10 protein-coding genes and 1 riboswitch are annotated in these 14,262 nt (G+C 67.7%); of the genes, 2 read left to right on the top strand and 8 right to left on the bottom strand.

The genetic code is table 11. The features are described 5' to 3' along the window. Positions 1-97 precede the first annotated feature (97 nt). Together ACFVTM_RS20130 and ACFVTM_RS20135 are read right to left on the bottom strand one after the other, a co-directional pair. On the bottom strand, positions 98-1,594 hold the full coding sequence (locus tag ACFVTM_RS20130) for a threonine/serine exporter ThrE family protein (protein ID WP_390205767.1): 1,497 nt from the start codon (positions 1,592-1,594) through the stop codon (positions 98-100). Positions 1,595-1,643: 49 nt separating this feature from the next. Then, a complete protein-coding gene (locus tag ACFVTM_RS20135; protein WP_390205769.1) occupies positions 1,644-2,717 on the bottom strand; it encodes a lipid II:glycine glycyltransferase FemX in 1,074 nt (357 codons plus the stop codon). Positions 2,718-2,831: 114 nt separating this feature from the next. Between ACFVTM_RS20135 and ACFVTM_RS20140 the strand changes: the two genes are divergently transcribed. After that, positions 2,832-3,446 (top strand): TspO/MBR family protein, encoded by a 615-nt coding sequence (locus ACFVTM_RS20140; protein WP_390205771.1) that lies wholly within the window; start codon positions 2,832-2,834, stop codon positions 3,444-3,446. Positions 3,447-3,507: 61 nt separating this feature from the next. Here the strand turns inward: ACFVTM_RS20140 and ACFVTM_RS20145 are convergent, their stop codons facing one another. The 6 genes from ACFVTM_RS20145 to ACFVTM_RS20170 form a co-directional block, all read right to left on the bottom strand. Next, a complete protein-coding gene (locus ACFVTM_RS20145) occupies positions 3,508-4,905 on the bottom strand; it encodes an L-serine ammonia-lyase (RefSeq protein WP_390205772.1) in 1,398 nt (465 codons plus the stop codon). A gap of 171 nt (positions 4,906-5,076) precedes the next feature. Then, positions 5,077-6,399 carry a serine hydroxymethyltransferase gene (glyA, locus tag ACFVTM_RS20150; RefSeq protein ID WP_390205773.1) on the bottom strand — a complete coding sequence of 441 codons (1,323 nt, stop codon included), beginning with the start codon at positions 6,397-6,399 and terminating at the stop codon, positions 5,077-5,079. Then, positions 6,396-6,791, bottom strand: a complete 396-nt coding sequence (gene gcvH, locus ACFVTM_RS20155) for a glycine cleavage system protein GcvH (protein WP_390205774.1) — start codon at positions 6,789-6,791, stop codon at positions 6,396-6,398. The genes glyA and gcvH overlap by 4 nt, the downstream gene beginning before the upstream one ends. Before the next feature lie 650 nt (positions 6,792-7,441). Continuing rightward, a complete protein-coding gene (gene gcvT / locus ACFVTM_RS20160; RefSeq protein WP_390205776.1) occupies positions 7,442-8,590 on the bottom strand; it encodes a glycine cleavage system aminomethyltransferase GcvT in 1,149 nt (382 codons plus the stop codon). A 12-nt stretch (positions 8,591-8,602) separates the two neighbouring features. After that, entirely contained in the window at positions 8,603-11,515 is a 2,913-nt protein-coding gene (gene gcvP / locus ACFVTM_RS20165; RefSeq protein WP_390205777.1) for an aminomethyl-transferring glycine dehydrogenase, read from the bottom strand. A gap of 155 nt (positions 11,516-11,670) precedes the next feature. Beyond that, a riboswitch (glycine riboswitch) is annotated at positions 11,671-11,769 on the bottom strand. 225 nt (positions 11,770-11,994) lie between these two features. Further along, the gene (locus tag ACFVTM_RS20170; RefSeq protein WP_390205778.1) at positions 11,995-12,534 is read right to left on the bottom strand and encodes a TetR/AcrR family transcriptional regulator; all 540 of its coding nucleotides are present in this window, start codon (positions 12,532-12,534) and stop codon (positions 11,995-11,997) included. 68 nt (positions 12,535-12,602) lie between these two features. Here ACFVTM_RS20170 and ACFVTM_RS20175 point away from each other — a divergent pair, with 68 nt between their 5' ends. Next, a complete protein-coding gene (locus ACFVTM_RS20175) occupies positions 12,603-14,201 on the top strand; it encodes an MFS transporter (RefSeq protein ID WP_390205779.1) in 1,599 nt (532 codons plus the stop codon). Positions 14,202-14,262 lie beyond the last annotated feature (61 nt).

Below are 14,262 nucleotides of genomic sequence, written 5' to 3' on the forward strand. Positions count from 1 at the left end.
GCCGTCGTGTCCCGGCAAAAGTGGGGAATCCCGGCGCCCCAACCTCGCGCCCCAACCCGGCGCCCCAAGGCAGCCAGATACGCTGGCGTCGCGGGAGCTAGCGGCGGCGGGCCCGGCGCCGCTCGTTGCTCGCCAGGCTCCGCGTCAGGGGCCGCGCCAGGGTGTCACCGAGCACGATGCCGGCAGCGACGCCGAGCACGATTGCCCCGGCGTTCAGCATCCCGCCGGCGCCCATGAGAATCTCCGATTCCTCGATGGTCAATACATACATGGATCGGAATATGGTGAGTCCGGGGAGAAGGATCAGGGCCGCGGGGACGGCCACCACCAGCTGCGGAGCACCCATCCGGAGGGCGACCACCCGGGCAAGAAGTCCGATCACCACCGCGGCGAGAGCCGGGGCGAAGCGCGCCCCGATACCCAGGGCGTCGCCCCCGATCAGGACCAGATAGCCCACGATGCCGACGGCTGCCGTCGGCAGCAACAGCTTCCAGCTGGTCTGTTCGGTGATGCCTATCATCAGCACCGCAATGGCGATCAAAATAATGAGCACCCACAAGTCATACGTGGGCGGGAATGTTTTGGTGACGTCGATAGGGTCCATGCCGGTCATGTCTCCCACGACGAAGCCGACGGCAATGCCGGCGACCAGCGCCCCGAAGGTCAGCATGGTGGAGAGGAACCGGCCGGCGGCCGTGACCGGGAAGCCGTTGATAGCATCCTGCACCGAGGACACGAGGCGTCCCGTCGGCAGAAGCAGCAGGATCCCGCCCACCACCACGATCTCGGGGGCGATCTGTACCCCCAAGGGGGCACCGAAGCGCCACAGCAGCAGCGCCACGATGGTCACCAGGAACGAACACGAGGCCGTGATGAAGAAGTCCGGGGTACGCCAGCGGCCCAGCTGGCGGGCCAGGAGGCTGACCAGCAGGTTGGAGAGGAACGCGACCAGCGAGGCGCCCAGTCCGCCGCCCAGGACGCCGACGAAGACGGCAGAGAACACGCCGAAGGCCACGGTGACCATCCACCGCGGGAACGGCTTGGGGCTTCGGGTGATCTCCTCAAGCCGGCGCGAGGCTTCCTCGCGGCCGACGCCGCCGGCCACGATGTCCGTCACCAGCTGGTGCACTTGCGAGAGGCCCGCGTAGTTGTTGGTCCAGGACCGGACGACGCGCAGCAGTGAGATGGGGGTCTGGTCTTTCGGGGCATAGTTGATGGCCACCGACTGGTTGGTGATGTCCACCTCGATGTTCTTGAGCCCCAGCGCAGCGGTGATGGCGATGATACTGGTCTCAACTTCGAGGGCGCCTGCCCCGTACCGGAACATGGATTCCGCCAGTTTCAGGGCGAAGTCGATGGTCTTGCGGGCTGCGGCGTCCACCCCGCCGACCTGGATCATCGGGTTGGCGTAGGGGCTGCCGGCGAGCCGGTCCACGATGCTCATCGGCGCCGTCGGAGGGTTTTCGCCCTGGACCAGCCTGCGCAGCATCCGCTTGGCGGCGGCGTTCTGGCGCACTTGCATGGCCGACATCGGTTGGGTTCGGGGCAGGCCGTCGGTGGGCGGCCTGCGGTGGCCGTCGTTTCCGTTGTTCATTCCGGCCTCCTCACTGTCCTTGGCTGTCCTTGATGGTCTTTGGCGCGGGTCAGTAGAACTGCTGGCCCGTGCGCCGGGTGTAGAGCTGGCGTGCGACGCGCTCCCCCGCCGTCATCCAGGCCTTGTACTTCAGCGGGTTCAGGACCTGGTCATAGCAGCCGACGAAGTCGGTCACGGTCTTGCTGAAGCTGGTCTTGAAGAGGCCCAGCCCATGGAAGGGGTTCGATGTGTCCTTGAGCTTGTCGCTGGGCGGCGTGCCGCAGAAGTCGTATTCGGTGCAGCCGAGTTCCTTGACCTGGTTGATCGCTGTCCACTGCACGAGATGCGAGTCGCCGTACTGGCCACGCTTCTGCAGGGAGCCGCCGTCTTTGTACGTTCCCTTGCGGCCGTAGTTGATGACGAACGCGCCAACCGAGGGCACACCATTTTCGTACACGAAGAGCAGCCTGCCCTGTTTCCGGTCCAGGAAGTTGGTCCAGAACTGGCGGTAGTACTCGTACTCGCGCACCCGGACCTGGGATTTGGCCTCCACCGTGGTGGTCATCAGGCCATACATCGCCCGGAAGTTCTCTTCGGTGGGCTCGGCGTTATGGACTTCCACGCCCTCACGGATGGCGCGGCGCACGGCGTTGCGACCCCGGGAGTGGAGGTTGCGCAGGAGCTGGTTTTCTTCGGGCGCAATATCGAGCAGTGCCGTGGAGTCGTTGGGCTGCAGGTTGTGCGTCTTGACCAGTCCCGCCCCCTCGAGGATCCGTGCGGCGTCCTCGGACAGGACGATATCCGGCTCGATCTTGATCGCGAACACGCCCAGCTTGGCCTTCTTGACGAAGTCCGCGTTGGCAGCCGTGATCCCGGGGATGTCCTCGACGGACGCCACATCGGGTCCCTTGATCAGGTACCAGAGCTTGCCGAGCAGCGGAAACGACTTTTCCAGGACCAGGTTGTAGCTCGTGTAATCGGCCGTCTCGTAGACCAGGTGAAGGGGCTTCCAGCCGAAGTGCTGCTTGACCTCGGCGAAGGCTTCCGATTGCAGGAGGTTGCCACCGTTGGGGTTCGCGGTGACGTTGTCATCCCAGTTGGCAATCTCCTCGGCAGAGGCAAAGCGGGCAGTGAATTCGCGCAAGGGTGCGGTATCCAATCATTGCGGTACGAGCTTCGGCGGCATGCGGACATGCAGCCCCAAGTCTATCGGTCCGCACCCTGCCGCCAGTCCGGGCCAGGCAGTTACGCTGGTCTCATGCAGGCTCAGCACCAACCGCTCGAAGGCCGTCCGGGGACGCCCGGCGGCCGGGTGCGCGGCGCGGGCAGAGGCCAAGGCAGCGGCTCCGGCGCTGGCTCCGGGGCCGGTTCAGGCACTGGATCCGGCGTCGTTTCCCAACTAGTTGCGCTGCTGTTGTTCCTCGGCGCGTCGGCGCTCGTTGCGGGCCTTGGCGGCCTGGCCACGGCCCGCCACGTCAATGGCTGGTACGCCACCGCGGACACGGCGCCCTGGTCCCCGCCCAACTGGGTCTTCGGAGCGGTTTGGACCGTCCTGTACGCCGCCATGGCCGTCGCGGCATGGCTGGTCTGGCGCAGCCACGCCGAGGGGTCCAAGCCGGCCCTGACGGCCTACGGTGTGCAGCTGGCGCTGAACCTGCTCTGGACCCCGGTCTTCTTTGCCCTGTACCCGGTGCTCGGGACGCCGGCGCTGTGGATCGCGTTCGGGATCATCGTGGCGCTGGCTGTGGCGGTGGCCGTGACGGTGGTGCTTTTTGGGCCGATCAGCCGGACGGCAGGGCTGCTGATGCTGCCCTATCTGTCCTGGATTGTGTTCGCGTCCTCGCTGAATCTCTGGGCGGCGCTGCACAACTGATCGCCGCATCACCAGCGCCAACAAGCGCCTTACCAGCACCGAACTAGCACCGATCAGCTCCCTAGCACTCGACGACGTTGACGGCGAGGCCGCCCATGGCCGTTTCCTTGTATTTGGAGCTCATGTCCTTGCCGGTCTCCCGCATGGTCACGATGACCTCGTCCAGGGAGACCCGGTGGGTGCCGTCGCCCCAGAGGGCCATCTTGGCGGCGTTGATGGCCTTCGCCGCGGCGATCGCGTTGCGTTCGATGCAGGGCACCTGGACCAGCCCGCCGATGGGATCGCAGGTCAGGCCCAGGTTGTGTTCCATCGCGATTTCCGCGGCGTTCTCCACCTGCGCCGGCGTCCCGCCCATGACTTCGGCCAGCCCGGCGGCCGCCATCGACGACGCCGAGCCCACCTCGCCCTGGCAGCCGACCTCGGCGCCGGAAATCGAGGCCTGCTCCTTGTAGAGCACCCCGATGGCACCGGCGGTGAGCAGGAACTTCACCACCACGTCGTCGCGGTCGGCCTGGGTGGCGTTCTCCATGCCCGGGGCGAAATGCAGCGCGTAGTAGAGCACGGCCGGGATGATCCCGGCGGCGCCGTTCGTCGGGGCGGTGACTACGCGCCCGCCGGAGGCGTTCTCCTCATTCACGGCCAGCGCGATCAGGTTCACCCACTCCTGCCAGTACTTCGGGTCCCGGTCCTTGTCCTCTTTCGTGAGGCGCTCGTGCCAGTCGGGGGCCCGGCGGCGGACTTTGAGCCCGCCGGGCAGCAGCCCCACGCGTTTGAGGCTGACGTCGACGCAGCCTTCCATCACCGAGTAGATGTGCAGCAGGCCCTCGCGGATCTCGGCCTCGGTGCGGGAGGCGCGCTCGTTGACCAGCATGATCTCGCCGATCGAGAGGCCCTTGGACTGGCAGCGGCCCAGCAGTTCGGCGGCCGTGCGGAACGGCAGGGGAAGTTCCTTCTTGGATTCATCGAGTTCCTTCAGGGCGGCGTCTTCCTCGCCTTCGCGGACGATGAAGCCGCCGCCGACGGAGAAGAACGTGGCGCTGTGCACGGTTTCGCCCGCGGCGTCGGAGACCGTGAATGTCATGCCGTTCGTGTGCCGGGGCAGGATGGTCAGCGGGCGCAGGACCATGTCCTTGACCCCGTAGGGCAGGGGTACGGCGCCGGCCAGCTGCAGGGTGCCGGTCTCGGCGATCGTGGCGAGCCGGTCCTCCACTTCCTCGGGCAGGATCAGCTCGGGGTGGAAGCCCTCGAGCCCAAGCAGGATGGCGGTCATGGTGCCGTGGCCGTGGCCCGTCGCGGCCAGGGAGCCGTAGAGGTCCACCCGCAGCGAGGCCACGCGGTGCAGGTCTCCGGAGGCCTTGAGTTCTTCGGCGAAGACGGCGGCGGCCCGCATGGGGCCCACGGTGTGCGAGCTGGATGGCCCTATTCCGATGGAAAAGAGGTCGAAGACTCCAACAGCCATTGTCGGTTCCTAACTAGGTCTTGCTGTGGCCCGGCAGAGGGTCTTGCCGGAAAGCGGTGCGTCCGCCGGTAGGCGGCAGTCCCGCCGGATGCACGACGCCGGGCGGCGGCTTGTGGCCGCGGCCCGCCCGGCGTCGGGCTCTGTACTGCTACTACTTCTGTCTTACGTCGCTTAGGCGAGGTTATCAACCGAGGGGTAGAGCGGGTGGGCTTTGGCGAGGGCCTCCACGCGGGCGCGCAGGCCCGAGAGGTCCGCGCCGGCGTCGGCGGTGAGGGCCTCGGCGATGATGTCCGCGACCTCGGCGAAGGCCGCCTCACCGAACCCGCGGGTGGCCAGCGCCGGGGTGCCGATCCGCAGCCCCGAGGTGACCATCGGCGGACGCGGATCAAACGGCACGGCGTTGCGGTTGACCGTGATGTCGATCGCCGCGAGCCGGTCCTCGGCCTCCTGGCCGTTGAGCTCGCAGTCGCGCAAGTCCACCAGGACCAGGTGCACGTCGGTGCCGCCGGAGACCACGCTGATGCCCTTCGCGGTCACGTCGGGGCGGACCAGCCGGTCCGCGAGGATCCGGGCACCGGCCAGCACCCGCTCCTGCCGCTCCCTGAACTCTTCGGACGCGGCGATCCTGAACGCCACCGCCTTGCCCGCGATCACGTGCTCCAGCGGGCCGCCCTGCTGGCCCGGGAACACCGCGGAGTTGATCTTCTTCGCGACCTCGGCGTCGTTGGTCAGGATGATCCCGCCGCGCGGACCGGCCAGGGTCTTGTGCGTCGTGGAGGTGGTGACGTGCGCGTGCGGCACCGGGGACGGGTGCAGCCCGGCCGCGACCAGCCCGGCGAAGTGCGCCATGTCCACCATCAGGTACGCGCCCACCGAATCCGCGATCCGGCGGAACTCGGCGAAGTCCAGCTGCCGGGCATACGCGGACCAGCCGGCCACGATCAGCGCCGGCCTGTGTTCCAGGGCCAGGGCCTCGACCTCGGCCATGTCCACCGTGTGGGTGTCCTGACGGACCTGGTACGGGATGACGTTGTAGAGCCGGCCGGAGAAGTTGATCCGCATCCCGTGCGTCAGGTGCCCGCCGTGCGCCAGGTTCAGGCCCATGATGGTGTCCCCCGGCCGGATCAGGGCGTGCATCACGGAGGCGTTCGCCTGCGCGCCGGAGTGCGGCTGCACGTTCGCGTATTCGGCGCCGAACAGGGCCTTGACCCGGTCGATCGCGAGCTGCTCGATGACGTCGACGTGTTCGCAGCCGCCGTAGTAGCGCTTGCCCGGGTAGCCCTCGGCGTACTTGTTGGTCAGCACGGAACCCTGCGCCTGCATGACGGCCCTGGCGGTGTGGTTCTCCGAGGCGATCATCTCCAGGCCGTCCCGCTGCCGGCCCAGCTCGGCGTCGATCTTCGCCGCGATCTCCGGATCCAGCGCGGACAGGTCCGCGTCCAGGGACGCGGACACCACCTGCACGAAGCCGGTTTCGGTCACCGCGGCGCTCACAGTTCGCCACCGTTCTTGGCCGCGTACTCCTCAGCAGACAGCAGCGGACCTTCCGCGGTCACCGCCACCTTGAACAGCCAGCCGGCACCATACGGGTCACTGTTGATCAGCGCCGGATCCGACACAACATCATCATTGACCGCCACCACCTCGCCGGTCACCGGGGCATACAGATCCGAAACCGACTTCGTCGACTCCACCTCACCGCACGTCTCCCCCGCCGTCACCGACGAACCAACCTCCGGCAGATCCACATACACAATGTCACCCAGGGCATCCGTGGCCACGGCGGAGATGCCGATGGATACTGTGTTCGACCCGGCGTCGCCGGAATCCCGGGCAACCCACTCGTGCTCGTCGGAGTACTGCAGTTCAGGGGCAACTTTTGCCATGTGTTTTTCCTTTACGTTTGAAAAGTCGTGGGTCTCAACAATTGTGGCTGGGTTTCGTACTGACCGTGGCCGGGTTACGCGGCCGGAAACCGAATTCCTCCGCGTGCTCGGTCGCGAATGCGCCCGCTGGGCGGACGCGACGCTCCCTTAGACGCACGCTTCCGGAATCCGCTCCCCTGCCGCTTTCGGCTAGTTCAGTTCCGCGCGCCAACAGTTTCGGACGGGCCACCAGTTCTCCGGAAAGAAACAGTGGCCGTTCGTATTCTTCTAGAGCCTGGCTAGTTCTTGGCCTTGAAGGTGTCATCAAGCTCAACCCCCAATGATCGAGCTTGGCGTGGCACCCGTTGGGACAAGCGTGCCCAACCTTCGGCAGGCGGTTTCATCCCCAGCACCTTTGGCGTTCGAAAGCGCTGGTTCCCGTTGTTCCCGGTGTGGCGATTGGTCTCAAAAGGTGAGCTGCCCTCGAGGGGCCGGCCGGGCTGGGTTTTCGAAAGCGTGCGTCTAAGCGAGTGACCGCCGTCGGGGTTCCCTGGCCGAGCTTGCGAGGCTAGGGGGACGGCGGGTCAAACGAGCGAGCACGCGTGAAAACCCAGACGGCCAGCACCGGAGCCGGGTACCGCTAAGGCACCCAGCCCGGAAGCGGCGGGGGGCTACTTGACGCGCTTGTAGAAAGGCAGTGCGACAACTTCGAAGGGCTCCGTCTTCCCCCGCAGATCGATGTCCAGGGCGGTGCCGGGTTCGGTGAACTCGACGTCGACGTAGGCCATGGCGACCGGGTAGCCGAGGCTGGGGCTGGGCTGGCCGGACGTGACTTCGCCGACGACGTTGCCGTCCTTGAGGACCGGGTAGTGACCGCGGCCGGCCCGGCGTCCCAGGCCCTTGAGCCCGACGAGCTTGCGGCCCGTGGTGGAGCCTGCACCGGCTTCCTTCTTGGCGGCCAGTGCGGCCTTGCCGATGAAGTCGCCTTCCTTGGACAGCGCGACAACCGGCCCCAGGCCGGCGGCGAACGGGTCGCCCTCAAGGGAGAGCTCGTTGCCGTAGAGCGGCATACCGGCCTCGAGGCGGAGCGAGTCGCGGGACGCAAGCCCGGCGGGCGTCAGTTCGCCCTCTTCGGCGATGGCGATGAGGGCCTGCCAGAGGGCGGCGGCGTCGTCGTTCGCGACGAAGATCTCGAAGCCGTCCTCACCGGTGTAGCCGGTGCGGGCCAGCAGGAGGTCCTGGCTTGTCCCGCCGAACATGAACGGCACTTCCACGGCGGCGTAGTACTTCAGGTCGGTGACGAGCTCGTGCTGCGCGGCAGGCACCAGGCGCAGCAGGATCTCCTGGGCCTTGGGGCCCTGGACCGCGATCAGCGAGGTCTCGGCGGACGCGTCCTGCACGGTGACGTCAAACCCACCTTCCTTTCCGGAACCGGCTCGCTCGGCGAGGGCCGCGGCGACCACCTTGGCGTTGCCCGCGTTCGGGACGACGAGGAACTTCTCGTCACCGCGGCGGTAGGTGATGAGGTCATCGATGATGCCGCCGTCCTCGTTGCAGATCAGCGAGTACTTGGCCTTGCCGATGGCCATCGCGGAGATTTTGCCGACGAGGGCGTAGTCCAGGAAGGCTGCGGCGTCCGGGCCGGTGACCCAGACTTCGCCCATGTGGGAGAGGTCGAACAGGCCCGCGGACTTGCGGACGGCGTGGTGCTCGGCGAGTTCGGAGCTGTACTTCAGGGGCATCTGCCAGCCGCCGAAGTCCGTGAAGGAGGCACCGAGCTTCTTGTGCTCTTCGTATAGGGCCGTGTAGTTCTCAGTCATCGTTGGCTGTCCCTAGCTGTCAGAGGTGGAGTTGGCGGAGTCTTCGGAGTGGACTGCTGTGTCTTCTTCGAAGGATTCGAGAGGCGGGCACGAGCAGATCAGGTTGCGGTCGCCCGCGGCGCCGTCGATCCGGCCGACCGGCGGGAAGTACTTGTCCTGCTTGAGCGTGTGGACCGGGAAGACGGCCTGCTCGCGCGGGTACTCGCGGGTCCAGTCGGTAGATACGACGGCGGCGGCGGTGTGCGGTGCGTTGCGCAGCGGGCTGTGCTCCACCGTGAAGTCGCCGTTGGCGACCTGGTCAATTTCGGCGCGGATGGCGACCATGGCGGTGATGAAGCGGTCGATCTCGCCGAGGTCCTCGGACTCGGTGGGCTCCACCATCAGGGTGCCGGCCACCGGGAACGCGAGCGTGGGGGCGTGGAAGCCGTAGTCGATCAGGCGCTTGGCCACGTCCTCGGCGGTCACGCCGGTCTTGGCCGTGAGTTCGCGCAAGTCCAGGATGCACTCGTGGGCCACGAGTCCGCCCTCGCCGGTGTAGAGCACCGGGAAGGAGTCGTTCAGGCGGGCCGCGATGTAGTTCGCCGCGAGCAGGGCCGACTTGGTGGCCTCGGTCAGGCCCTGGCCGCCCATCAGCTTCACGTAAGCCCAGGAGATCGGCAGGACCCCGGCGGAACCGTAGCGGGAGGCGGAGATCGGGGTGCCGTCGGCGCCGTTGGCCGGGTCAGCGGCGTTGCCCGGCATGAAGGGTGCCAGGTGGGCCTTGGCCGCGACCGGGCCCACGCCGGGTCCGCCGCCGCCGTGCGGGATGCAGAAGGTCTTGTGCAGGTTCAGGTGCGAGACGTCGCCGCCGAACATGCCGGGCTGGGCCAGCCCGACGAGGGCGTTGAGGTTGGCGCCGTCGATGTACACCTGGCCGCCGGCGGCGTGGATCGCGTCGCAGACCTCGCGGACGTCGGCGTCGTACACCCCGTGGGTGGAGGGGTAGGTGATCATGATGCAGGACAGCGCGTCTTTGTGCAGCTCAATCTTGGCGGTGAGGTCCGCGTGGTCGATCGTGCCGTCGGAAGCGGTGGCCACGACAACAACCTTCATGCCGGCCAGGACGGCCGAGGCGGCGTTGGTGCCGTGCGCGGAGGCCGGGATCAGGCAGATGTTGCGCTGGGCGTCCCCGCGGGAGAGGTGGTAGCCGCGGATGGCCAGCAGGCCGGCGAGTTCGCCCTGGGAGCCGGCGTTCGGCTGGATCGAGACCTGGTCGTAGCCGGTGATCTCGGTCAGCTGGGCTTCGAGGTCCTCGATCAGTTCGCGCCAGCCGGCGGTCTGGGATTCGGGGGCGAAGGGGTGGATGGAGGCGAACTCCGGCCAGGAGATGGCCTCCATCTCGGCGGTGGCGTTCAGCTTCATGGTGCAGGAGCCCAGCGGGATCATGGTGCGGTCCAGGGCGAGGTCGCGGTCCGAGAGGCGGCGGATGTAGCGCAGCAGCTGGGTCTCGGAACGGTGTGTGTTGAAGACCGGGTGCTGGAGGTAGTCAGAGGTGCGCTCGACGGCGGGATCCAGGGCCAAGGAGGAGTCTGCTGCATCCACCACGCTGGCTCCGAACGCGCCCACGACGTCGGCGACGATGGCCGCCGTCGTCGCTTCATCGGCGGAGATGCCGACGGTGTCGGCGTCAATGGCACGCAGGTTGACGCCCTTGGCGTCGGCGGCCGCGATGATTTCCGCGGCGCGGCCCGGCACGGAGACGGTGATGGTGTCGAAGAAGGAGGCGTGCAGCACGTCCAGGCCGGCGGCCTTCAGGGAGGCGGCGATGGTCCTGGCGTGGCCGTGGACGGTCTGGGCGATCGCCTTCAGTCCGTCGGGGCCGTGGTAGACGGCGTAGAAGGACGCCACGATGGCCAGCAGGGCCTGGGCGGTGCAGATGTTGGAGGTGGCCTTTTCGCGGCGGATGTGCTGCTCGCGGGTCTGCAGGGCCAGCCGGTAGGCGGGGACACCGGCGGAGTCCTTGGAGACGCCGACGAGGCGGCCGGGCATGGAGCGCTCAAGCCCCTTCTGGACCGCCATGTAGGCCGCGTGCGGGCCGCCGAAGAACAGCGGCACGCCGAAGCGCTGGGCGGAGCCGACGGCGATGTCGGCGCCCTGTTCGCCCGGAGACGTGATGAGGGTCAGGGAGAGGAGGTCGGCAGCGACGGTGACGAGGGCGCCGCGTTCCTTGGCATCGGCGATCACGGCGGTGTGGTCGAAGACGCGGCCGGAGACGCCGGGCTGCTGGAGGACGACGCCGTTGATGTCGCCGTCGGGCAGGCCCTTGGAGAGGTCGGCGACCTCGACTTCGAAGCCGAGGGCCTCGGCGCGGCCCTTGACGATCGCGATGGTCTGCGGCAGGCAGTCGGCGTCGAGAACGGTCTTGCCGTCGTGGGCGGCCTTGTTTTTGTTGGCCCTGCGCATCATCAGCACGGCCTCGGCGACGGCGGTGGCTTCGTCCAGCAGCGAGGCGTTGGCGATCGGCAGGCCGACGAGGTCCTGGACCATGGTCTGGAAGTTCAGCAGCGCCTCGAGCCGGCCCTGCGAGATCTCCGGCTGGTACGGCGTGTAGGCCGTGTACCAGGCCGGTGCTTCGAGAATGTTGCGGCGGATCACCGGCGGAGTCAGGGTGTCGTAGTAGCCTTGGCCGATCATCTGCACGGCCGTTTTGTTCTTCGAGGCCAGCTTGCGCAGTTCGGCGAGGACTTCCACTTCGCTGAGGGCCGCGGCGAGCGCCAGATCGGAGTCCTGGCGGATGTCCTTCGGAACGGCGGTGTCCACCAGTGCGTCGACGGTGTCGTGGCCGACAGCCTTCAACATGGCGTCGACGTCGGCCTGGCGGCGGGCGCCGATGTGCCGGTCAACGAAGGACGTGGACGCTGGTGTAACAGTCACAAGGAACTCCATAACTCTGGCGGCGCAGGGTACGCCACATTGATTCGGGTTCCTCCCCGCTCTGTCTTGGACCTGAGAGTTTCCGCGCAGCCCCCATAAGAGGGGCTCCGCTTGCACCGTCGGTGAGCACAGCGTGTTAGGACGCGCCTGCTACTTTCCAGAGATGCCTTGCCGCGGCGGTACATGGGCCTGAGAGATTCCTGGGGAGGATTTGCTCCTACGGCGCCTGCTTGTACCTACTTGCAGGACTCTCCCGCCGCAGATCAAAGGCGTATTCAGTTGGGGGTGACAACAGTCACCTCTCATTCTCCTATGCCGGGCGTGCGTCCGCAAACTCCCTCCCGGCGCCGGTCCAGGTTAAGGGGCCGGCCCCACGGGTTCGCCGGAAGCGTCCGAGGGCGCCGTACCGTTACGGCGAAGTCGCAGGCTTCCGGCGTATTCGGAGGCCCTGGCTCAGCCCGGACCCCGCTCGATATAGCGCGGCTCAGGCGTCAGCGGCGCAGCTTCTCGACGGCGGCCAGGAGGCTCTCGACGTCGGCCTCGACTTCCGGGGGCGACGCGCCCGGCCCCCGGCCCAGCATGGCGTTGAAGTACAACCCGTCCCCCATATACAGGACGGCCTTTGCCATGGCGGGCCCGACGTCGGCCGCCAGCAGTTCCAGCCAGTTCGCCTGGGCGGCGGCGAAGCGTCCGAGGGTCTCCTCGTGCGCCACCTCGGCGAGCCTCGTAGCCGCGACGAACACCCGGTCCATGGGGGTGTCCGCCCATACCGAGGACTTGATGAAGTACACCGCCGCCCCTTCGGGGGCCTCCGCCATGGCGGCAACATCCGCAGCCAGATGCCGGTCCAGCCGTTCGAGCAGGACCGCGACCATCGCCTCCTTGGTCGGGAAATGGTAGAGGAGGCCACCCTTGGAGACTCCGGCCCGGCGTGCGACGGCGTCCAGCGTCGCGGCGCGTTCACCGACTTCGATGAGCAGGGATTCGAAGGCGTCGAGAACGGCCTCGCGGGCGACGGGTTTCCTGGGCATGCCTCCCATCATGCCTGTCCGGCCCGGCATTTCTTAACTGTACCGTCCAGACGGTATAGTTACGTTTCATGAGCATTCCATCGATCACCGCCGCCACCAGCACCCAGGCGGCCACCGGCCCGCGGGCACCGTGGCGCGACTGGGTAGCTCTGGCCCTGCTGATGTTCCCCGTCCTGCTTGTGGCCGTGGACAATACCGCCCTGACCTTCGCCCTGCCGGCCATCGCCCGCAGCCTGGACGCCTCCGGCGTGGAACTGCTGTGGATCATCGACGCCTATCCCCTGGTCCTGGCCGGACTCCTGGTGGCGATGGGCAGCCTGGGCGACAGGATCGGCCGGCGCCGGCTCCTCTTCGTGGGAAGCACAGGGTTTGCCGCGGTTTCGGCCGCGACGGCGTTCGCGCCGAGCGCCGAGTGGCTGATCGCCGGACGCGCCGGGCTTGGCCTCTTCGGCGCCATGCTCATGCCGTCTACGCTCTCCCTGATCCGCAACATCTTCCCGCAGCCCAACCGGCGCAGGCTGGCCGTTGCGATCTGGGCAGCCGGGTTCTCCGGCGGCGCCGCCCTCGGCCCGATTGCCGGCGGCTGGCTGGTGGAACACTTCTGGTGGGGCGCCGTCCTGCTGGTCGCCGTGCCGATCATCCTGCCGCTGCTGCTGCTCGGTCCGGCGCTCATCCCGGAATCCCGCGACCCGAAGCCGGGCCGCGTGGATGTGCCCAGCATCGTCCTGTCCCTGCTGGTCATGGTGCCCGTTGTCTACGGGATCAAGACCCTCGCCACCCACGGTCCCGCACCGGAGGCCTTCGCGAGCATCGGTGCCGGCCTGCTCATGGGCTATGTATTCATCCGGCGGCAGCGCACCCTTGCCCGGGTGCACAGCACGGACCACAGCACAGCCCACCGGACGGCGCCCATGCTCGATGTCAGCCTCTTCGGCAACCGGGTCTTCAGCACCGCCATCACTGCCAACGTCCTGGCGCTGTTCTCGTTCAACGGCTTCATTCTCTTCCTGGCCCAGCACCTGCAGCTGCTGGAGGGCCAGTCCCCCTCGGCCTCCGGGGTCGCCATGATCCCGGCCCTCATCGCCACAGTCGTCGCAGGGCTCCTGGTGGTCCCGTTGGTTCGGAAGGTGCGGCCCGGCTTTGTGGTGGCCGGCGGCCTGATGCTGAGCGCGGCCGGCTATTTCCTGGTGGCCTTCGGCGACCACAGCCACGGCCCGTCGCTGCTGCTGGCCGCGCTGCTGGTCCTCTGCCTGGGGGTCGGTGCCGCGGAGACGATCTCCAATGACCTGATCCTCGGCGCGGCGCCTGCGGACAAGTCGGGGGCCGCCGCCGCCATCTCCGAGACCGGGTATGAAGTGGGGTCCCTGCTGGGCACGGCGATCCTCGGCTCGATCCTGACAGCCTCTTACCAGGGCAACCTCCGGCTCCCCGCGGGCGTGTCCGAGCTCGCGCCGGCCGCGGCCACGAACCAGGCCGGCGAGACCCTCGCCGGTGCGGTGGAGCTCGCCGGGATGCTTCCCGCGCCGCTGGCGGAGGCGGTGACGGCGGCCGCGCGCACGGCCTTTGACTCGGGCGTGCACGTCACGGCTTCCATCGCGCTGGTCCTGATGTCCGGGGCATGCGTGCTCGCGGCCGTTCTCCTGCGAAAGGTGCCGAAGGCAAGCTAGCAGGCTCAGAGACCGTCAAGGTACTTCTGCCGGGCGTCCAGCAACTCGCCAGCGCCATAAA

This window comes from Arthrobacter sp. NPDC058130, assembly GCF_042884475.1.
In the GTDB taxonomy this organism is placed as follows: Bacteria; Actinomycetota; Actinomycetes; order Actinomycetales; family Micrococcaceae; genus Arthrobacter.

Excerpts from the sequence above, each read along its gene's own strand:
- ACFVTM_RS20130 (WP_390205767.1), bottom strand. The coding sequence starts at position 1,594 with ATGAACAACGGAAACGACGGCCACCGCAGGCCGCCCACCGACGGCCTG.
- ACFVTM_RS20140 (WP_390205771.1), top strand. The coding sequence starts at position 2,832 with ATGCAGGCTCAGCACCAACCGCTCGAAGGCCGTCCGGGGACGCCCGGC.
- ACFVTM_RS20145 (WP_390205772.1), bottom strand. The coding sequence starts at position 4,905 with ATGGCTGTTGGAGTCTTCGACCTCTTTTCCATCGGAATAGGGCCATCC.
- gcvH (WP_390205774.1), bottom strand. The coding sequence starts at position 6,791 with ATGGCAAAAGTTGCCCCTGAACTGCAGTACTCCGACGAGCACGAGTGG.
- gcvT (WP_390205776.1), bottom strand. The coding sequence starts at position 8,590 with ATGACTGAGAACTACACGGCCCTATACGAAGAGCACAAGAAGCTCGGT.
- gcvP (WP_390205777.1), bottom strand. The coding sequence starts at position 11,515 with ATGGAGTTCCTTGTGACTGTTACACCAGCGTCCACGTCCTTCGTTGAC.
- ACFVTM_RS20170 (WP_390205778.1), bottom strand. The coding sequence starts at position 12,534 with ATGCCCAGGAAACCCGTCGCCCGCGAGGCCGTTCTCGACGCCTTCGAA.
- ACFVTM_RS20175 (WP_390205779.1), top strand. The coding sequence starts at position 12,603 with ATGAGCATTCCATCGATCACCGCCGCCACCAGCACCCAGGCGGCCACC.